Here is a 19,659-nt window from a genome sequence, read left to right on the forward strand (position 1 = left end):
TGGGCGTTAAGTATAGCAACTTGTTCTTCACTCGTTTGAATTCTCGATCCATTTCTTACCGTATTCAGTCACTCTATAAGCCTGATTTGGATGGTTGGGCAGCTCAGGATAAACGTATTCGACTATTCCTTTCTCACGAAGCTCTTTTAAGTACTTTCGAATTAACTGTTCGCCTTTATCCAGTTTTTGCATTAATTCTTCTTGGTCTGAGGCTTAAGTAAACACAAATTGATAATCACACTAAAAATTTTATCTTTTCTTGGACGGTACCCCAAATTTTCAACAGCCTGACGCAAGGCATCTTCCATTTCGAGGTGCGGTGTTTCAGCACTGAGGTGTGGTGTTTCAGTTTTGAAACCGATTGCTTGAAGTCGAGTCCAATTTAGGGTGTATGTAGTCGCCGTGCCTGCTCCATGCTTAACTAGCAGATCATATTCATTACCAAGTCGTTGTAAAACATGACTAGCTTGCAAAGTATCCAGATTGGTATCCTCTCGAAGAGTTGCATTATTGACCGCACCTAAGTTTTTAGCGATCAAAAGCGCTCTTGCTTCGTTATCGTTTAACTCATAGCCTTTAAACTGACCTAACCAAAGCAAATCTTCTTTGCTCATAAGCTGATTTAATGAGTAGGTTGCCCGGAACGAATTACCGGTAACGTTTGAAACAAAGCTTGGTTCCTCTAAATTAGCTTCTCTAAGAAGGGTGCGGATTGTTCGAATACCGGAGCCTTTTGTTTCCGCAAAACTTAAGTCATACAAAATTGATGCTAGGATAGGATTTCGAAGTTCTGAAGCTCCTGTGCCCAATTCTTCCACAGGCTTTAAAGAGTAGCCGGCATTATAAATTTCGATTCGATCACTATAGCGAACTACTTGAGTCGGGCTGTGTACTCGATAATCGCGGTGCATCACTGCGTTCACAATCGCTTCACGCACAACCCTTTGCGGTAATACTGGAACATCGGTTCGTTGCAATTCACCTTCTTGCAGTTGGAACTGTTTTAATAATGTATCTAAAACCGCTGCTTCGACCTTGGGAATCAGAGTTAAAAGCGATTCTCGGAAATCAAGAGAACTAAAACGACTATTCGGATCTTCAATCCAACGCGTTCCCACAATACGAATAAAGTCCACCCGCTCCATTGGCATCAATCGTCTCAAAGCCACCTGAGACCCAAAAAGCAAAAGACAAGCAACATTGGGTTGCCACTGATTTTTATCGTTTTTTCGAACGAGTCGTAAAATGCGCAACAGCTCAAAATCACTGAGTGACAATTCTGAAGCTTGTGGGTTTTTCTTCGCCCTAAGTTTTCGGTAAAGATCGATTAACTGAGGATCAATATCCTCGAACTCCGCATCATCAAAAATAACTTCTTCAAAGCTTTTCCCAGTTTTAGCCAACAGAATTGGTTCTAATTCTTCTTGAGAACATTCGTAATCGCCGTTGGGACCTCTTCTCCAAATCCCTGTTTTCTTTTTATTAGCTTTGTGAAACTTCCCTTCAAAAACACAAGGCTTGGAGGCGGGAAGCAACTCAGGAACATAAACAACAATTACGTTTCTGCCTTGTAATGTTTCTACACTTGCTTCGATCGTTAATGGTCTTTCAAATTGCGTTCGACAATTGTTACTCAATTCTTGCAACAGGTGATCAACATCATCCACTCCTGTCACAACAAAATGTTTATCTTGTTCTGAAACACCTAATAATAGATAACCCCCACCTTGTCCAGGCTCGTTAGCAAATGCACAAATGGTTTGCATAACGGATGGGACATTAACGTTGCCTACTTTAGTTTTGATTTGAGCGGATTCTATATACGTACATAACTCATTTAATAGCTCTTGGACTGATAGTTTTGAGAACGTGAATTCTGATTCCTTCGCTAAAACTCGTTTTTACCGATTGTCTAATATTATCTGCTTTTAATAACAAATTCTCTGAAAATAGATGCTAAAAGGCCCTAATGGAATAACCATCAGGGCCAAACTTTTAACTAATTTAGTAAGTTAAAACTTACGCAATCAGATTAGAAGTTGTGGACGATACCGGCAACGACTTCAGTCGTCTTGGTGCCTAAATCATCCTTTTCACCATCGGCCTTAAATTCACCGCTAAGCTTGGTATAACCAGCAGCCGTGTACACGTACGTACGCTTGCTCAACGGATATTGGTAACCGATGCCGAAGTTGATTGTGTCAAATTCGGCTTTAGCGCCGAACATTTGAAGATCTTCTGTCGCTTCAAAATCGTTGTAACCAACCATTGCGTAAGCGGTACCACCAGCCAACGGAGCCGTAGCACCTAACATGACGCCATAACCCTTCTTAGAGTAATTACCCAAGGTCTCACCTAATGTGTCCTCAAGTCCATCACTCATATCCCAAGACACACCCTTGACATCGTCGAAGTATTGAGCGGACAACATCGGCTTCACCATACCAAAGTCATAAGCCACATAGCCCGTCACAACCTTGGACATGTCTTCACGACCTTCGGCCTTAGTACCAGCGCCGTTATTCTCAACATCATTGACCCAAGTGCGGCTGTAATCCGTTGTGCTAAACGTCAACGCACTGCTCAAAGCACCCCAGTTACCCGTAGCACCCAAGGCATAGTAACGATCGGTGTCACTTGAACCTTCTACTTCCTTGGTATTAGATGTCTTTTGCAAGGAAGCCTGAGCGTAGACGGTCACGCCAGCAAATGTCGGAGACTTATAAGTGATCATATTGTCAAAACGATCGCTTTGACCGAGGAAGATGTTGCCGGTCTTACCGATGGAATCACCCCAGCCCGTAGACATCGCAAAACCCTTAGAAATGATGTCGTAAGAACCAGAACCAGATTCCAAGCCACCCATACGACCGAAAGCGAGTTCGCCGAAATCGGTTTGAACATAGAGACGAGATTCACGGCTGAAGACACCGCCGTTTTGGGCCTGTTTACCGTCATCAGCATTAAAGCCGCCTTCCAATTGGAAGCCAACCGTCAAACCCTCAGAAATTTGTTCTGAACCCTTCATACCCCAACGAGAGCCAGAATTGCCTCCGGACTTGACAGCCATCTTGTCAGATTTGATATTTTCAATGTCATAACCGCCTTCGGCATTACCAACAATCTGGTCAGAGTTGGAATTGACATATTGGAGACCGAGGTCAACCTTACCATAAAGAGTAACGTCGGCAGCGAGAGCGGAGCCGGCAAATGCGCCGAGCACGGCGACTGCAGCTAAAGTCTTTTTCATAATTACTACCTTTTTATATGAAAAAACAAATTGTTTTTCCTCTAGAGGAAAACGCAGAATTCCTTCTGCTTGAATTGCATTTTTGCTCGCATTAAAGAACTAAGTCAAACAATTTGGGTCTTTGCTTATTTAGCGTCTCTTATGTCCTTCACAACCCAGAATAAAACTATCTAATTGAATTTATTAAGTATTTATAAAAAAATATTTAAAAATATATAGTTGTTTTTTTACAACAAAAAGCGGATCCAGAAACCTTTCAGCTCCTGAATCCGCTCCACAACTAACTCTAAATCAGACAGGAGGTAGTAGGAAACTGTCTAATCCAGATTAGAAGACTTTCTAAATTAGAAGTAGTGAGCTAAACCAGTCATGACTTCTGTCGTCTTGGTCTTCACACCGTATTCTTCTTCTTGATCATAGCCAGCACCTGCATAAACATAGGTACGTTTGCTCAACGGGTACTTGTAGTAAGCACCAATGTTGAAGACCTTGATTTCATCATCGGTACCAGCAGCAGCGAGGTCATTCGTACCAACGCTATAGCCAACTGCGGTTTCTAACGTACCGGAAGCGATCGGCGTAGCAGCGCTCAAGCTAACACCCCATTGAGAGTAGTCCAACGTGGGAGATGCTTCGCCTTGGTCGTAGTAGTTGGCAGCCAAGAAGACCTTTGTGACACCGAAGTCATAGTTCACAGCAGCGGTAACATTCAACGTGTCGTCAGCGTCATAATAGGTCTTATTAAGATCTTTACCAATCATCTTGCTTTGATCGCTACCCAAATCCATACGACTTACGACCAAACCAGCACCCAAGGCACCCCATTGGCCAGTCACACCTAAACCGTAGTAACGATCTACTTCATGAGAGGATTCTTCACCGTCGTATTCAACCCATTCACCCTTGGACACATAGTCGCTTTGACCCAAAGAAGCCATAGCGTGGAACTTCACACCAGCAAATTCGGGAGAGGTGTAAGCAATTGAGTTATCTAAACGGCTGTAGGTCTTCAAGACACGGCTTTGGTCGACAATGTTGTCACCATAACCCGTTCCAGAAGCAGAGAAACCAGCGGCGACGTCAACAGAACCCGTACCAGAATCTAAAGCACCAAAACGGCCCATGTGCAACGTACCGTAATCGGTTTTAACATAAAGACGGGATTCACGAGAGAATGCCTTAGAAGAATCAGATTCGGCACCATCATCAGCGTTAAAGCCCTGTTCCAATTGGAAACCAACCGTTAAACCGTCGGAAATTTGTTCTTCACCCTTGATACCAAAACGGGAACCCGTAGCATCACCAGAGCGGAGACCCCAATTATCAGAAGAAACATTCTCTGTTTCATCAGCAGAACCACTCACATCACTATGAGCATAGTGCACGCCAAGATTCACGCGACCGTATAGGGTAACATCGGCAGCCAGAGCAGAACCTGCAAAAGCGCCCAAGACAGCAACAGCAGCTAAAGTCTTTTTCATGATAGATTTTCCTTCTTCAAAGAAAGATGTCTTTATAGGAATTTGAAAGCAAATAAGACATTCGCTTTGCTGTCTGAAATTTTCCTACCACCCCCCCCCCGATCTGTCAAATTTACTAGACGATTACTTCAAATCTCTGTATCTTTTTCACAACAAAATTTTGATCAAATGAGGAAATGAAATTTGACAGATCTTTTTAATTCATTGATTTTTATGAGTTATAGCCTTTTAAGAATTTTTAGAGTCATTTTTTCTATCATTAAAACAATCTTTCATCCTTTCAGTCACGAATTGCAGTGCCTTTCGTATAGTTTTTGCTGTATTCTGCCTTTGCTTTACAATCAATCGATACGTATTTGGAAATAAGAACAATGCCCTTAGTAATTGACGCCCCAGAAGCTTCCTTTCGACTCAACTATCTTTTTAACCGTGTCGAAATCAGCCACGACTTCAGACAAACGTGGTCTATCTTTTATGAAGATGAAACGCACCCTCTGGGAACTTTTCGAGGTTTGACCTTTCACCGAGGAGAACTCTTTTTAGTCACCGATACGGGCATTTACAGCACACAACCCGATACTCCCCAATTTGTTCAAATCAGTCCCCAACGAAAAGGCGGAGAATTTGTTGATATTGAAAGCTTTGACAATATGCTTTATGCCTGCACAAACGATGCAATCTTTCAGGCTTCCTCCGGTGTTCGCTGGCGTTTGAAGTATGACGGGAGCACTTGCGGGCACTTCTTTTCACTGCTTAATTTTCAAGGAAAACTCTTTGCCGCCTGCGAAAAAGGCATTTATGTCGCTAGCCAAGAAGGAAAATTCTGGCATCCCCGCTACCTCAGCAAAGACCTCGGCATGTTTGTAGCATTAGACGGCCGAGGTGACAAACTTTTTGCCCAAACAGAAAAAGGTTTTTTTGTTAGCAACGACGCCGCCCAGCACTGGCAGCCTCAAAGCAATGTTCAAGGGCCATGGACTGAGGCTATGGGCGGCTCCATGCTTTTTGAGCCCAGACTCAAAAGGCGCGAAAAAGATTCCTAAATTTTTCTTTGTGAGGATTTAAACCATGTTTGAACGTCCCTCTCATCGTAAACCTGACGAAATGCGCCCTGTGCGCTTTACCACCCACTACACCAAACACGCGGAAGGTTCTGTTTTAGTGGAAGTGGGTGATACCAAAGTGATTTGCACGGCCTCCGTCATTGAAGGCACGCCGAAATTTTTAAAAGATAAGCCCGAAGGATGGGTTACGGCTGAATACGGTCTTTTGCCTCGCGCGACACACACGCGCAGCGACCGAGAAGCCGCTAAAGGCAAGCAATCCGGCAGAACCCAAGAAATTCAGCGCCTCATTGGGCGCGCATTGCGTGCCGTTGTGGATCGTACAAAAATGGCTGGTTTTACCATTCAATTGGACTGTGACGTGATTCAAGCCGACGGAGGCACGCGCTGTGCCTCTATTTCAGGGGCTTGGCTCGCACTCGCTTTGGCTGTTCAAGCAATGCTTACCAAAGGCCAAATTACTGAAAATCCGATCAAGGGTCATGTGGCCGCCATCAGTGCCGGTATTTTTGAAGGCGTTCCGGTTATCGACCTTGATTACCCGGAAGATAGTAACAGCGAAACGGACATGAATTTTGTGATGACTAGTGACGGGCGCTTTGTTGAAATTCAAGGCACTGCCGAAGGCGAACCCTTCACTGAAAACGAAATGGCTCAAATGACCGCGTTAGCTAAATCCGCGATCGCTCAAATTATTGAACTGCAAAAAGCCGCTTTGACTGCTTAAAAAAGGACAAATCCATGAAAATCGTTTTGGCCAGCAACAACAAGGGCAAACTTCGTGAATTCAACAGACTTTTGTCACCCTTAAATGTCGAGGTACACCCTCAGGGCGAATTCAATATTCCGGCGGCAGAAGAACCTTATGGGACATTTCTTGAAAACTGCCTAGCCAAAGCGCGCCACGCCGCCAAACTCACGGGACTTCCCGCCATTGCGGACGATTCCGGCATCTGTGTCAATGCATTAGGCGGCGCCCCCGGCGTTCATTCTGCGCGTTTTGCAGGAGAGCCGGGTGATGATCAGCGCAATAACGCATTGCTTGTTGAAAAACTAAAAGGTGTTTCCGATCGCGGTGCTCACTACACCTGTGTATTGGTCGCTGTACGCAGTGCGGAAGATCCAGAACCTATCATCGCTGAAGGCCGTTGGTATGGCGAAGTCATTGATTCTCCTCGCGGAGAAGGCGGTTTTGGCTATGATCCCTATTTCCTTTTGCCGCAAGTGGGGAAAACCGCCGCAGAATTAACGGCGGACGAAAAAAATGCGGTGAGCCATCGAGGCATTGCGATGGTAAAACTCATTGAAGAAATGAAAAAGCGCTGGGCTTTATGAGAAGCGCCGATATTCCGCTCTCTCTTTATGTGCACTGGCCGTGGTGCGTGAGAAAGTGTCCTTATTGTGACTTTAATTCTCACGCCCTCACCTCTTCATACGATCCGTCCCATCAGTACATTGATGCCTTAATTCACGATTTAAAGCACTCCATCGCCTATGCACAAAATCGTGAACTCATCAGTATCTTCATCGGCGGAGGAACACCTTCTCTTATTGCTCCTCAAGAGTTGGAACGTTTCCTAGAGACTGTTTTTTCTCTTCTTAAAGTCGCGTCAGACGTTGAAATTACCCTGGAAGCCAATCCCGGAACAGTCGATACGGCGCACTTTAAAGCCTACCGATCAATCGGCATTAATCGTCTTTCAATGGGAATTCAAAGCTTCAATGATGAGCTTTTAAAACGGTTAGGACGTATCCACAATAGTGAAGATGCCCACAAAGCCATCAAAATCGCTCAGGAATCGTTTGAAAACTTCAATTTGGACGTGATGTTTGCCTTGCCCGGCCAAACGCTTGAAGAGCTTAAATTTGAGCTTAACGAAGCTATTGCCGCCCAAAGTACCCATTTATCCTTTTACCAATTAACACTTGAGCCCAACACCGTTTTCGCCAAACACATTCCGGACAAGATTCCTGATCCTGATGTGATTTATCAGATGCAAGACTTGGTCGCATCCAGTTTAGAGACGGCCGGTTTCGAACACTATGAAGTCTCAGGTTATGCCAAGCCCGGTAAACGTTGCCGTCACAATCTCAATTACTGGCAATTTGGGGATTACTTAGCGTGCGGCGCCGGCGCGCACAGTAAAGTCACACTGAAAGATGGCACCATTGTCCGAGAAGCTCGTTTTATGCAGCCGGAAAGCTACATAAAGCACGCCATAAAAGACAGTGCAGTAGCACATGAAAGAGTGGTTGCCAAAGAAGAACAAGCTTTTGAATTTATGTTAAATGTTCTGAGACTTCGTGAGGGGGCTCCTTTAGATCTATTGAGTGAGCGAACCGCCCTGAGTCTAGATGATATCCAACCTGGCATTGCCAAAGCCCAATCTTTAGGCCTAATGCCACAGCCGTTGAATCGTTTCGTCACCACCGATAAAGGATGGGACTTCTTGTCTGATGTACAGGAAATTTTTCTCTAATCACAGTTTCTAGGTTAGTTTTCTTTCCCACTAAGTGGGGAAATTTTTGAGGTAAGTGAGAAAGAAGTGACTTGCCCTGAAATCGGATATCAGTGTACACAGCATTTGGGAAATTAAAAATGAAAAGAGACCGGCGAACCGATCTCTCTTTTTGAATCCAATGGTCGGGGCGGCGGGATTCGAACTCGCGACCCCTTGCACCCCATGCAAGTGCGCTACCAGGCTGCGCTACGCCCCGACGTAAGGATGGGAATATTACACAATCCCATCCTTTTTGGCAAACTGCTCCACAATCGCTCGGTTATTTCTTCTTCCACATCATGGGAGAAGTATAAATGAGCGACTGGTCATGGTTCTTCGGCACTTTCATGCCGACCGTAAAACCCTGACGCTCTCCGGGCAAAGGCGGTACGACTAAATGCGACGTATCCACCTTGGGCTTTTCCGCTTTCTGGACTTCTTCTGGCTTTTCTTCTGAAGTAATCTTCATGTCGCCGATCTTGGGACTAGGCTGCAAGAAATCCTCACTATCCACACCAATGGCTCCCAAGTCGTACGAATGAGGCGCCGTGACTTCTTCTTGCTGCTCTTGGACTTCTTCCTGAGCCTCAGCATTCCTAGCCTCTTCTTCTGCCTCTCTCGCCAGAAGCTCGTTTAAATCTTCCGATACCAAGGCGAAATTTTCTACCGCGTCACGTTCGGCTTTCTCCTTGGCCTGTTGCTCCTGGCGACGGGACTCCTCCAGGGCGGGCGAATCCAAAATAGCACGAATGGCTTTTAATTCTGCAAGCGCTGCCGCCAAATCCAAAGCGGGCTTTTCAGGCTTAGTCTGCAAAGGAGCGCTGGCCTTCTCATCCAAAATACCTTTTACCTTATTTTGAATCTGCAACTCATGGATCTTATTGCGAGCGCCCAAAATCGTGTAGTGCTCTTCATAGAGCAAATGCTGAATGGTGCGAATCAGCGCCACGTCTTCCGAACAGTAGTAACGACGGTTGCCCCTTTTGGTCGGGCGCAACTGCGGGAACTCTTGCTCCCAGAAACGCAGCACGGACGGATTCACGCCGATTGATTTGGCCACATCACCGATCGGCAGATAGCGACCCAGAAGTTCTTCTTCCGGGCCATCCAATTCGGTGAGCTCGAAGTCTTTCGTGTCGCCCTCGAGCATGCGTACCGGTTCTTCAGAAGCCATAATGGTCCTCCCGAAGCATTAAAGGTTAGTGGTTTCGCGCAAAGAGGGGTGGGTCTTGGCGACCGCTTCTTTCAATTTCTGACTGGCATGAAAGGTCACCACGCGGCGCGCCGTAATCGCGATTTCTTCGCCTGTCTTCGGATTTCGACCGGGGCGTTGGGCCTTATCGCGCAATTGGAAATTGCCGAATCCGGAAAGCTTCACGGTGCGACCGCTTTCAAGCGCCGCGCGGATTTCATCAAAAAACGCATCCACCATATCCTTGGCATCGCGTTTATTCATTCCCATGCGGTTAAAAAGCATCTCCACCAAGTCGGCTTTCGTCATGGTTTTCGTTTCCATCTTGCTCTCTCTTTAATCGTGATTTTTTCAATGCGAGCATTGTACCAAAGAAATGATTTTCCTTTGATTTTTCAGCTCTTTTTCTGTTTTAAACTAACCAAGGCCTCCCAAAAATGAAAGGCCTTGGAGTTAGGAGTTGCTTCTAGCAACAGCCTTTACTGACGCAACACCGCACCTTGAGTGGCGAGTGCTTCCACCACAGCAGCCAACGCGGCCTCTGCGTCTTCACCCGAGTAGTTTTCGTCTTCAGGCTGAATTGTCAGGCGGAATGCCATGCTCACTTCAGCGGGCTTATCAGCATCGGCAGCCTTGTGGTAAAGGTCAAAGAGATCAAGCGAGACAAAGCCTGCCAAACGCTTATCCGTTTGAGCCGCTTGAGCAACAACCTTTTGCAGCGCCATGAAGGTTACGCCATGCGGCACCACCACGCTCACGTCTCGCGAGATGGGTTGGAACTTGCTCACAGGCGTGTGCCACGGTACAGACTTATGCAAAATGGAAGCGACATCCAATTCAAAGACAATCGGCGCATGCGGCAAACCGTAGGTCTGCTGAAGTTTCGGATGCAATTCACCCACAAAACCGATTTCCTTACCGTCGAGCATAATCGCCGCGCTGCGACCCGGGTGCAAAGCCGGGAAGCTCTTTGCCACAAACGAAGCTTCAAGCGGGGCAATCAAGCGTTCCACATCACCCTTGGCATCAAAGAAATCAGCCAAGCGTGCAGGCACGGCCCACTGTTCACCCATGGCGTCACCGTAAAGAAGACCCGCAATGCGAACCGGCTGATCAACACCCTTGACGGAATGTTCCGTTGTCACCACCGATTCATCACGACGGAAAATACGGCCGACTTCAAAAAGTTTGGCGCTCGTTACCTTGCGGTTTAAGTTGTATTTCAAAATATCAACCAAGCCGCCCACCATTTGCGTGCGCATAACCGACAATTGGCTTGCGATCGGGTTTAAGAGTTCGATCGGCTGATCGTTGCCGGCGAAATCTTTTTCCCATTCACGAGGCACAAAGCTGAAATTGATGAGTTCTTGATAGCCCAAGTCAGCCAACTTCATTCGAAGACTATGCACGCTACGCATACCTTCAGGACGCGTGTGCATATAGGCACGAGCCATCGGCGGTTGATCGGGCAGTTTTTCGTAACCCACCAAGCGCGCCACTTCTTCAATCAAATCTTCTTCGATTTCGATATCAAAGCGATAGGTCGGAGCCTTAACGCTAAAGACATCGTCTTCAAGCGTAAATTCAAAGCCCAAGCGCTTAAAGCATTCAGCCATCGTGGCCGTATCGATGTCCATACCGATCACCTTACGAGCGCGATCGGCACGCATCTTCACCTCATGGCGTTCAGGCAAAACAGTCACGGCATCAATGACAGGGCCAATGGCCGTCGTTTCTGTTCCGCAAATTTCCGTCACCAAACGCGTGATGTAATTTAAAACCTTCTCTGTTTGACCGAAGTCCACACCGCGTTCATAACGGTAGGCTGCATCCGTTGAGAAATTCAGGCGACGGCAACGGCCTTGGATTGCCTTTTGATGCCAGAAAGCCGACTCGATAGAAATACAAGTCGTTTCATCGGTCACCTTGGTGTCTTCACCACCCATGATGCCGGCAAGCACCTTCGGGCCATTGGCGTCACAAATAACACCCAATTCAGGATCCACATCCACCGTCTGACCGTTTAAGAGCTCAATTTTTTCGCCGGGCTTACCCCAACGAACCGTATAAGCACCGCCCGCGATCTTTTGAGCATCGCTAAAGTGGGTCGGGATACCAGTTTCCAACATCACGTAGTTGGAGATATCCACCAGGGCAGAAATACTGCGCTGACCGCTTCTTTCCAAACGATCCTTCATCCATTGCGGCGTTGGAGCATGGATATTGAGGTTATCAATACGACGCGTTGTGTAACGGCCGCACAAATCCGGTGCTTTGATCTTGATATCAATCTTCGTGTCGGAGTTGGCGGGCACCTCAGGCATTTCAGGCAACGTCAGAGGTGCACCCGTAATGGCATGCAAGTCTCTTGCCACACCGATTAAAGAAAGAGCGTCACCGCGATTCGGCGTTAATTTGATTTCAATCTTTTTGTCATCCAAATGGCAAGCCGTGCGAATATCTTCACCCACCGTCAGATCATCAGGCAAAATCCACAAACCGGTGTGATCTTCCGTGATTCCCAATTCACGAGCCGAGCAAAGCATCCCCATGGAGACCTCACCGCGCATCTTGGCCTTCTTAATCGTGAAGTTACCCGGCAAAACTGCGCCGATCTTGGCACACGGCACCAAGATGCCTTCACGCACATTGGGCGCACCGCACACAATCTGCAGGGGTTCACCGCCATCGCCAACATCGACTTGGCAAATATGCAAGTGATCGGAATTTTCATGATCTTTAACGGAGAGCACTCGGGCCACCACAACGCCTGAGAAGGCCGGAGCAACCGAGCTTACCTCTTCGACTTCAAGCCCTGCCATCGTCATGGCTTCACACAATTCGTCCGTCGTCAGATCCGGATTAATGTAGGAACGTAACCAGCTTTCAGAAAATAACATCTTGTTTTCTCTTTTTAAATTGTTGAGCCATTAACGATTGAATTGCTTCAAAAAGCGCAAATCGCCTTCAAAGAAAAGACGCAAATCGTCAATTCCGTAACGCAACATGGTCAAGCGTTCAAGACCGGAACCGAACGCAAAACCGATGTAGCGTTCTGGATCCAAACCGTAGTTACGGACCACATTCGGGTGAACTTCGCCGGCGCCCGAAATTTCCAACCAACGGCCTTTCTTCGGGCCGCTTGTAAACATCATGTCCACTTCCACGGACGGTTCCGTAAACGGGAAGTAGCTCGGGCGGAAACGAACCTTCAATTCATCCGTTTCAAAGAATTGACGCAAGAAATCGGTGTACACGCCCTTTAAGTCAGAGAAACTGACATCGGTGTCAATCCAAAGACCTTCGACCTGATGAAACATCGGCGAGTGGGTAGCATCGCTGTCAACACGGTAGGTGCGCCCCGGAGCCAACACTTTAATCGGGGGCGTGTGGGTGCGGGCATAACGCACTTGCATGGGCGAAGTGTGCGGACGAAGGGGCAAGAGCTTACCCGTTTCATCCTTCATGTCCACGTAGAACGTATCCTGCATGGAGCGAGCCGGATGATTGGGCGGATTATTCAAGGCCGTAAATGAATACCAGTCCGTTTCGATTTCAGGACCGTCGGCCACATCAAAACCAATCGAACGGAAGATTTCTTCAATACGCATCTGCGTCATGATGACCGGATGCACGCCGCCTTGCGGATATTTACGACCGGGTAAGGTTACGTCCAAGGCTTCAGCAGCCAGTCTTGCCGCCAACTTTTCATTGGCCAATTCTTCACGACGAGCTTCGAGCGCTTGTTCGATGGCGCGCTTTGCGCTTCCCAACGCTTGTCCCATTTCACGCTTTTCTTCGTGCGTGAGTTTTGAGAGACCTTTCATTAAAACCGTAATAGAACCGGTTTTCCCTAAAAATTTAGCCTTCGCGTCTTCCAGAGCAGCGGGCGTCGTCGCCTCGGCAAAAGCACTCTGCGCTTGGGCAATGATCTGGGACAAATCTTGCATGATTATTCGCTTGTTATAAGTCAAAGAAAGGTTTAATTATAGTCCGAACAAAATCGCTTTTCACCCTGATTTTCAAGGCTTTTTCCTTACTTTTAGCGCTTTTTCCCTGAATCTTTGCCCATGAAAAAAGTTGCTCTGAACGCCTCGTATCGGAGTACACTGGAATTAAGGACAGAGGCAAAAATTCAAAATTATCAACTTGTTGAATTTAAAGAATTTTTTGCAATCCCTCCGAAATAAACAAACATAACATGGAGAATGGATTTATGCGTGTGATAGTTCCTGTTGATGGCGGTAGAGACTGCCGTGAAGCGATTCGATTCATTGCCTCGAAAAAAGAATGGTTTGAACAAGAAAAACCGGAAGTTGAACTCGTTTATGTCCAAAAACCGATAGTGGAACGGGCCACGGAGCAAGCCGAGTTTGACATGGGAGCGTATTACGAAGCGCGTTCCAAGGCCGTGTGGTCCGGCATGCGTGAAGAAATTGATGCAATTCCCGGGGACGTGAAAAAGACTTCCCTGGTGGGGCATCCCGCTCAAGTTATTCCGCAATACGCTAATGAACAAAAGGCCGACTTGATCGTCATGGGCGCTCGCGGATTAAGTGCACTGCAAAACCTCTATTTAGGTTCTGTGTCGCTGGCTACAATTGCCTCTTCCAAGTGCCCGGTGCTTGTTTTCCGTCAAACGACTGAAGTGAAACCTTCCGGTCTGCATGTGGGCCTGTCCGTTGACGACTCTCCCTTTGGCCCCAAGTGCGCGGACTATTTGATCGCCCACCGTCACTTCTTCGGCAAGGACGCGACATTTGAAATCATTAATGTGGTGCCGGACGATCCGCTTTACGCGCCGGACTTTGTCAACGAAGGCCCGATTCCGCCTCAAATGACCTGGGAAGAAATCCAAGGACTCGAATTTGAAGCCTCCGTGAAGTCTCCGGTTGAAAAGTTCGATATCGCAGGCGTTCCGGTCAAAGCTGTGAAACTTATCGGCAATCCCGAAGACGTTCTTCCGAAATACGCTGACGAACATCTCGATGTGATGGTCATGGGTACGCACGGTAAAGGCGCGCTTCGCTCACTCGTGTTCGGTAGCTCCACCCGTGCCATGATTGCGGCGACCAATTTGCCGATTTTGGTGGTGCCCAATGTCTAAACAATAATGGTTTTGTTATTTAGCAAAGCCTTCTCACGAGCCCCAAGCGATTTTGTCGCAAGGGGCTCTATCTTTTCTTTGCCTTTTATCAATAATTAGCGTTTACCCTTACTCGTAAACACGGAATCGGCGTACACTGAAATTAAGAAAGAAACGACTCAATATCTCCACATAACTTATTGAGTTTAAAGGGTTTATTGTTCATATACGGAGTGTTTTATGCGTGTATTGATTCCTATTGACGGTGGTGCAGACTGCCGAGAAGCGATTCGTTTTGTAACAAGCAGAAAATCCTGGCTTGAAAATCAAAAACCGCAGATTGAGTTGCTCTACGTGCAAAAACCTTATATTGAGCATCCAATGGAAGAAGGGGACTTTGATATTCAGTCTTGGTACTACGATGACAAAATCAAGGCGGTATTTGAAGACATGGCTGAAGATATCGCGACGTTGCCTGAAAATGTCATTAAGACCAGTAAGATCGGCCACCCGGCCAAGGTTATCGCAAGCTATGCCCGTGAAATCGGCGCAGACCTTATTGTGATGGGCGCTCGAGGTTTAAGCGCTTTAAAGAATCTTTATTTAGGTTCTGTCTCTTTGGGCACAATCGCCCGGGCTACCTGCCCTGTTCTCGTATGCCGTGAACATTACACCCCTAAAGATGAAAATCTTAAGATCGGCATCGCGGTTGACGGCTCAGGTTTTGGCGATCTTTGCACAAAATTTGCGGTTCAGAATAAAGATTTGTTCGGCACCGATGCTTCCTTTGAAGTCATTTATGTTCACGCGGATGAGGAAACGGTTCCGTCAGAACTTCTGGACAAGGGCGTGCTTGAGCTCGACAAACTCTTACCCAAATACGAACAGAAAGAGTACACCAACGCTGTTGAGTCACCTCTGGCTCAATTGAAAGCGGCGGGCCTTAAAGCCAAACCTGTTGAGTTACGCGGTTCGCTACAAACGACACTTACCCACTACGCCGATGAAAATCTCAACATGGTTGTAATGGGTTCGCACGGCAAAGGCCGCATTAGTTCATTGGTCTTTGGTAGTTCCACCCGTGCCATGGTGGCTTCCTGCAGAATGCCGATCTTCATCGTTCCCGGTGAAGCCTAAGTTTTAACAGCAACGGCATGATTCAGACCCCCAAGGTTCAAAACTTGGGGGCTTTTTAATGCAAAAAAAAATTGATGACCCGGACAGTTGGCACTATACAAAATTTGCTAAACCACACTGTTATTTTCCCAACTTATCTGGGCGTGATCACATTTTGAACAAACGCTTGTTCACAAATCAACCTTTCCTCGACAGATTCATGATGGTATTGCAAAAAATTTAAATTACCCAACGCACTGTAAAGTATATACAGTAGTTTTGCAGTTACTCTCTACTCTTTACAGTTAACTGTCTAATTGGTATTCCAATTTTCTGAATAGACCAAACTATTTTCGAACCAATCGATAGCGCTGCTTAGGACTGTTTTTAGGTTCAATTGGCTCAAGCAGAAATAGTTTCTGGAAGATTTCTCGGCAACTCTTGAACCGATTTTTTGACTTCACATCTTTGGGTATCGGCACCAATACGTCTCATTAAGTGAATTGCATCAATCACTTCTTGCTTAACAATCATGAGTTGGCTCTTTTTGGGTTATTGTCAAGCTGAACAACGAACTGTCTAATAACTGTCAATTTTAGACAGTAGCTGTCCAGCTCATACAAATATTAAATCAATAATATACAGTGTACCGATGCAAAAATAGAACTGAAAAAGCAATGTAAGGATCTATCAGAAAATTTCGAGACGAGAATGCAAAACGGGAGGTCATTTGACCTCCCACTTTTAAATCTGGTGGCGAGTCAGGGACTCGAACCCCGGACACAAGGATTATGATTCCTCTGCTCTAACCGACTGAGCTAACCCGCCAGAGAAGTGGAATCATACAGATACACTGGTTGAAAAGCAACCCGTTTTATTAAAAAACTCTAAACTTTTTTAATTCCTCAACAATATCAACGGGTTAAAAACCTATAAAAATGGTGAACCGGTCCATGCCCGTGACCAACAGTTAACTCTCCGGAATGAGAAATGGCCTCCCAAAGGTATTTTTTTGCTTTTTCAACCGCTTCGGGCACTGTCTCACATTGCGGCAACAAGGTGGCCAGAGCCGATGACAAGGTGCAGCCGGTTCCATGTGTATTTTTTGTCTCAATTCGGTCGGCTTTAAAAACAACGTTCACTTCCCCGTTTGTTAGCAGATCCGGCACTTCAGCACCAGTTAGATGACCGCCTTTTAACAGTAGCCAACTGTCTTTACCCATTAAAGGTAAAAGCTTATCGGCAAGGGCCTGCATCTGCCCTTCTTGAGTAATTTCAGCTTCCCCTGCCAAGACCGCCGCTTCGGGCAAATTCGGTGTTAAAACCGTGGCCAACGGCAACAATTTCGTCTTGAGAGCTTGCACACAATTTTCCGGCAACAAACGATCGCCACTTTTAGCAACCATGACCGGATCGAGCACCACAAAACGCGGACGATATCGATCAAGTGCTCGGGCAACCTCTTCAATAACCGCTACATCGGAAAGCATGCCGATCTTGACCGCGTCAATTCGAACATCTTCAAAAAGCGTCTCTAACTGCTCGCGGACAAAAGAGGCCGGAACCGGGCAAACTCCCGTTACCGCGCAAGTGTTTTGGGCAGTCAAGGCCGCAATCACACCACACCCATAACCACCTAATGCGCTTATGGCCTTAATATCGGCAAGGACACCAGCCCCGCCCGACGGATCAACGCCGGCAATCGTTAAGACATTAGGAATTATTGTTTTTTCCATAGCGTCTCCAAAACAGACATGGTTCGCTCGGTAGCACCAACGTACATTTTTGAGAAGGTCAACGCGTTGGCTTTGAGACTAGCCATCCACTCGGGATTCATCAGCCATTGATGCGCTAAATCCACTGCCCTTGCCACATCCTCAACCTGTGTAATAGCCCCCGCCTCCATTCCTTTTTCAACCACCATTGAAAAATTAAATGTACTGGGACCCACAATAACCGGAACCCCTACACTTGCCGGTTCAATGACATTCTGGCAACCAAAGGGCTTAAAGCTTCCCCCCATCAGGGTGACATCCGAGAGGGCGCAATAAAAGAACATTTCGCCCATGGAATCACCCAAAATCACTTGGGTGTCTTTTTGAATATCATCCGGACTCTTTAAAAGACTGCGTTTTTGATAACGTAGACCGGCTGACTTTAAAAGCTCTTCAACTTCTGCAAAGCGCTGCGGATGACGGGGCACCAAAAGATAACAAATCTCAGGTTTTGCTTGCTCTTTAAGCGACTCAACAATGAGGGCTTCCTCCCCATCACGGGTACTGGCAAACATCACAATAGGCTTTGAAATGCCCAACTTCCACTGCGCAGCTTTTGCCAAGGCTTCCGCTGGCGCCTGAATATCAAATTTAAGCGAGCCGGTAATCACCGGTTCCACCGTTCCCATCGCCTTTAAACGTTGAGCATCACTTTCAGCCTGAGCGCATACCTTGGTAAACCGTCCCATGGCTTTTTTCATTAGTTCCGGCACCCGCATCGCCTGATTAAACGATTTTTCTGACAAACGAGCGTTAACCAAGGCCATAGGGATACCCAATGCATGGGCTTCCTCTAAAACAGTCGGCCAAACTTCAGTTTCCATTAAAAGGCCTATGGTGGGTTGAGTCTGGCGCAAAAACTTACGCACTGCATAGACCGCATCGTAAGGCAAGAAGCACTGACGGATCCTTTGCGGATCTAACTGAACAATTTTTTGTCCCGCCTCTCGTCCCGTAGGCGTCATGTGGGTGAGCAAAATGTCGCACTGAGGCCACTGATTCAAAATGGCCCGGACAAGCGGTCGAGTGGCATTGGTTTCACCGACACTAACCGCGTGAATCCAGACCACAGGATGTCCGGCTCTGGGAGAGGGAAAGTCAGACCACGCAAAGCGCTCTCCCCAATGTTTGAGATACGAGGGCTGCTTTCTTGCCCGCCACAATAGATAAAGTCCTGCCAACGGCAAAAGCGCCGGTACTAAATAGCGATAACCTTGAGGGGAAATGTTCATTGAAAGAGGTCCAAACCCAACTGTGTTAAAGCGGATTTTACTTCGGAGACGGCAGGATTCGCTCCAACACCGCCCAAACTTTTTACACACCCACCGGTTAAACCGACCAGTTCAATCGGATAGTCCAAGAAAAGACCTACCGTAGGACGCTGCGTGGCCGCAGCCAAATGGGTAAGCCCCGTATCCACTCCCACCACAAAAGAGGCTTTCTGCAAAACCGCCGCGCAATCTTTTATAGACATACGGGGAAGCACTTGGCAAAAATCCCCTGCTGAGGAAGCAATGCGTTGAACCCGCTCGTGTTCTGCTTCTGAGCCCCAAAGCAAACGAATGGACAAACCCGCCTGACGACAGTCTTTTGCCAAAGCGACCCACTTATCTTCAGGCCACAACTTTGTCTCACGACTGGTATTGACTAAAAAGACCGCATAAGGCGATGAGTCATCAGAAGCTTCGATTGTTTTCAGACCAAAATCCAATGGATAGGCTTTGAAGTCGTAATCAAACGCCGCCCCCATAAGCAGCCGACAACGAGTAACGGCACTAAGCGACTTGGAGACAGAGAAGGTTTGATCGTAGAAACGGCTGGCCCAGGGCTCCTTAATACTGTTTTTATCGTAACCCAATAAAAACGATTGACTCCAACGACCGATTACCGCACTTTTTAAAAGTCCTTGAAGATCCACCACCCGTTCATAGTGCGCCGATTGCAGTGCGGCACGAACTCGGCCGACTTCCCTCCATGTCTGGGAACTCAAAACGTGCTTTCGCCACTGTCGGACCGCCACCTCATGTACGGTATTTACATAACGACTTAACCGGGGAATGTCGGCAAAACTTTTTTCAACAACCCAATCAATCTGCAAATCCGGCTGAGCTTTAGCCAAGTCTGCTACGGCTGGCAGTGCGTGAATCACATCACCCATAGAGGTGGTTTTGACAATTAAAGCTCGACGCGTCAT

Annotated in this window: 18 protein-coding genes and 2 tRNA genes; 6 read left to right on the forward strand and 14 right to left on the reverse strand. The window is 47.0% G+C overall.

Annotated elements, in window-relative coordinates; genetic code table 11:
- Positions 1–27: 27 nt before the first annotated feature.
- The 4 genes from M3080_RS00890 to M3080_RS00905 form a co-directional block, all read right to left on the reverse strand.
- A complete protein-coding gene (locus tag M3080_RS00890; RefSeq protein WP_249091500.1) occupies positions 28–192 on the reverse strand; it encodes a Fic family protein in 165 nt (54 codons plus the stop codon).
- Positions 192–1,820, reverse strand: coding sequence for an ATP-binding protein (locus tag M3080_RS09345; RefSeq protein ID WP_346429221.1), 1,629 nt, complete (start codon positions 1,818–1,820; stop codon positions 192–194). Before M3080_RS09345 ends, M3080_RS00890 begins: the two co-directional genes overlap by 1 nt.
- Positions 1,821–2,032: 212 nt before the next feature.
- Positions 2,033–3,250, reverse strand: a complete 1,218-nt coding sequence (locus M3080_RS00900) for a porin (protein ID WP_249091502.1) — start codon at positions 3,248–3,250, stop codon at positions 2,033–2,035.
- 344 nt (positions 3,251–3,594) lie between these two features.
- Entirely contained in the window at positions 3,595–4,731 is a 1,137-nt protein-coding gene (locus M3080_RS00905; protein ID WP_249091503.1) for a porin, read from the reverse strand.
- Between the two features lie 371 nt (positions 4,732–5,102).
- Between M3080_RS00905 and M3080_RS00910 the strand changes: the two genes are divergently transcribed.
- Genes M3080_RS00910 through hemW form a run of 4 tightly spaced genes read left to right on the forward strand, consistent with a single transcriptional unit; the run spans position 5,103 to position 8,275 of the window.
- Positions 5,103–5,774, forward strand: coding sequence for a hypothetical protein (locus M3080_RS00910; RefSeq protein WP_249091504.1), 672 nt, complete (start codon positions 5,103–5,105; stop codon positions 5,772–5,774).
- 25 nt (positions 5,775–5,799) lie between these two features.
- Positions 5,800–6,522, forward strand: coding sequence for a ribonuclease PH (gene rph / locus M3080_RS00915; protein ID WP_249091505.1), 723 nt, complete (start codon positions 5,800–5,802; stop codon positions 6,520–6,522).
- A gap of 14 nt (positions 6,523–6,536) precedes the next feature.
- A complete protein-coding gene (gene rdgB / locus M3080_RS00920) occupies positions 6,537–7,130 on the forward strand; it encodes an RdgB/HAM1 family non-canonical purine NTP pyrophosphatase (protein ID WP_249091506.1) in 594 nt (197 codons plus the stop codon).
- Positions 7,127–8,275, forward strand: a complete 1,149-nt coding sequence (hemW, locus tag M3080_RS00925; RefSeq protein WP_249091507.1) for a radical SAM family heme chaperone HemW — start codon at positions 7,127–7,129, stop codon at positions 8,273–8,275. Before rdgB ends, hemW begins: the two co-directional genes overlap by 4 nt.
- A gap of 161 nt (positions 8,276–8,436) precedes the next feature.
- Here the strand turns inward: hemW and M3080_RS00930 are convergent.
- From M3080_RS00930 to pheS, 5 genes are all read right to left on the reverse strand, one after another.
- Positions 8,437–8,513: transfer RNA gene (locus tag M3080_RS00930), tRNA-Pro, on the reverse strand.
- A 63-nt stretch (positions 8,514–8,576) separates the two neighbouring features.
- Positions 8,577–9,470 (reverse strand): MerR family transcriptional regulator, encoded by an 894-nt coding sequence (locus M3080_RS09350; RefSeq protein ID WP_346429217.1) that lies wholly within the window; start codon positions 9,468–9,470, stop codon positions 8,577–8,579.
- Between the two features lie 18 nt (positions 9,471–9,488).
- Positions 9,489–9,812 (reverse strand): integration host factor subunit alpha, encoded by a 324-nt coding sequence (locus M3080_RS00940; RefSeq protein ID WP_022472501.1) that lies wholly within the window; start codon positions 9,810–9,812, stop codon positions 9,489–9,491.
- Positions 9,813–9,967: 155 nt separating this feature from the next.
- A complete protein-coding gene (gene pheT / locus M3080_RS00945; RefSeq protein ID WP_249091509.1) occupies positions 9,968–12,388 on the reverse strand; it encodes a phenylalanine--tRNA ligase subunit beta in 2,421 nt (806 codons plus the stop codon).
- Between the two features lie 30 nt (positions 12,389–12,418).
- Positions 12,419–13,438, reverse strand: coding sequence for a phenylalanine--tRNA ligase subunit alpha (gene pheS, locus M3080_RS00950; protein ID WP_022472503.1), 1,020 nt, complete (start codon positions 13,436–13,438; stop codon positions 12,419–12,421).
- Between the two features lie 266 nt (positions 13,439–13,704).
- On the opposite strand from pheS, the gene M3080_RS00955 reads away from it, so the two are divergent.
- Positions 13,705–14,595, forward strand: coding sequence for a universal stress protein (locus M3080_RS00955; RefSeq protein WP_249091510.1), 891 nt, complete (start codon positions 13,705–13,707; stop codon positions 14,593–14,595).
- A 219-nt stretch (positions 14,596–14,814) separates the two neighbouring features.
- Positions 14,815–15,711 carry a universal stress protein gene (locus M3080_RS00960; protein WP_249091511.1) on the forward strand — a complete coding sequence of 299 codons (897 nt, stop codon included), beginning with the start codon at positions 14,815–14,817 and terminating at the stop codon, positions 15,709–15,711.
- Positions 15,712–16,092: 381 nt separating this feature from the next.
- On the opposite strand, the gene M3080_RS09255 is transcribed toward M3080_RS00960, so the two are convergent.
- The 5 genes from M3080_RS09255 to waaC all read right to left on the reverse strand — a co-directional run bounded on the left by M3080_RS09255 (position 16,093) and on the right by waaC (position 19,659).
- Positions 16,093–16,224 (reverse strand): hypothetical protein, encoded by a 132-nt coding sequence (locus tag M3080_RS09255; protein WP_258333938.1) that lies wholly within the window; start codon positions 16,222–16,224, stop codon positions 16,093–16,095.
- A 217-nt stretch (positions 16,225–16,441) separates the two neighbouring features.
- Positions 16,442–16,518: transfer RNA gene (locus tag M3080_RS00965), tRNA-Met, on the reverse strand.
- An 86-nt stretch (positions 16,519–16,604) separates the two neighbouring features.
- Positions 16,605–17,426, reverse strand: a complete 822-nt coding sequence (gene thiD, locus M3080_RS00970) for a bifunctional hydroxymethylpyrimidine kinase/phosphomethylpyrimidine kinase (RefSeq protein ID WP_249091513.1) — start codon at positions 17,424–17,426, stop codon at positions 16,605–16,607.
- A complete protein-coding gene (locus M3080_RS00975) occupies positions 17,411–18,697 on the reverse strand; it encodes a 3-deoxy-D-manno-octulosonic acid transferase (RefSeq protein ID WP_249091515.1) in 1,287 nt (428 codons plus the stop codon). The genes thiD and M3080_RS00975 overlap by 16 nt, the downstream gene beginning before the upstream one ends.
- Complete coding sequence (gene waaC, locus M3080_RS00980; protein WP_249091518.1) at positions 18,694–19,659, reverse strand: lipopolysaccharide heptosyltransferase I; 966 nt, start codon at positions 19,657–19,659, stop codon at positions 18,694–18,696. The genes M3080_RS00975 and waaC overlap by 4 nt, the downstream gene beginning before the upstream one ends.

This window comes from Parasutterella secunda (genome assembly GCF_023336895.1).
GTDB lineage: Bacteria > Pseudomonadota > Gammaproteobacteria > Burkholderiales > Burkholderiaceae_F > Aphodousia > Aphodousia faecalis.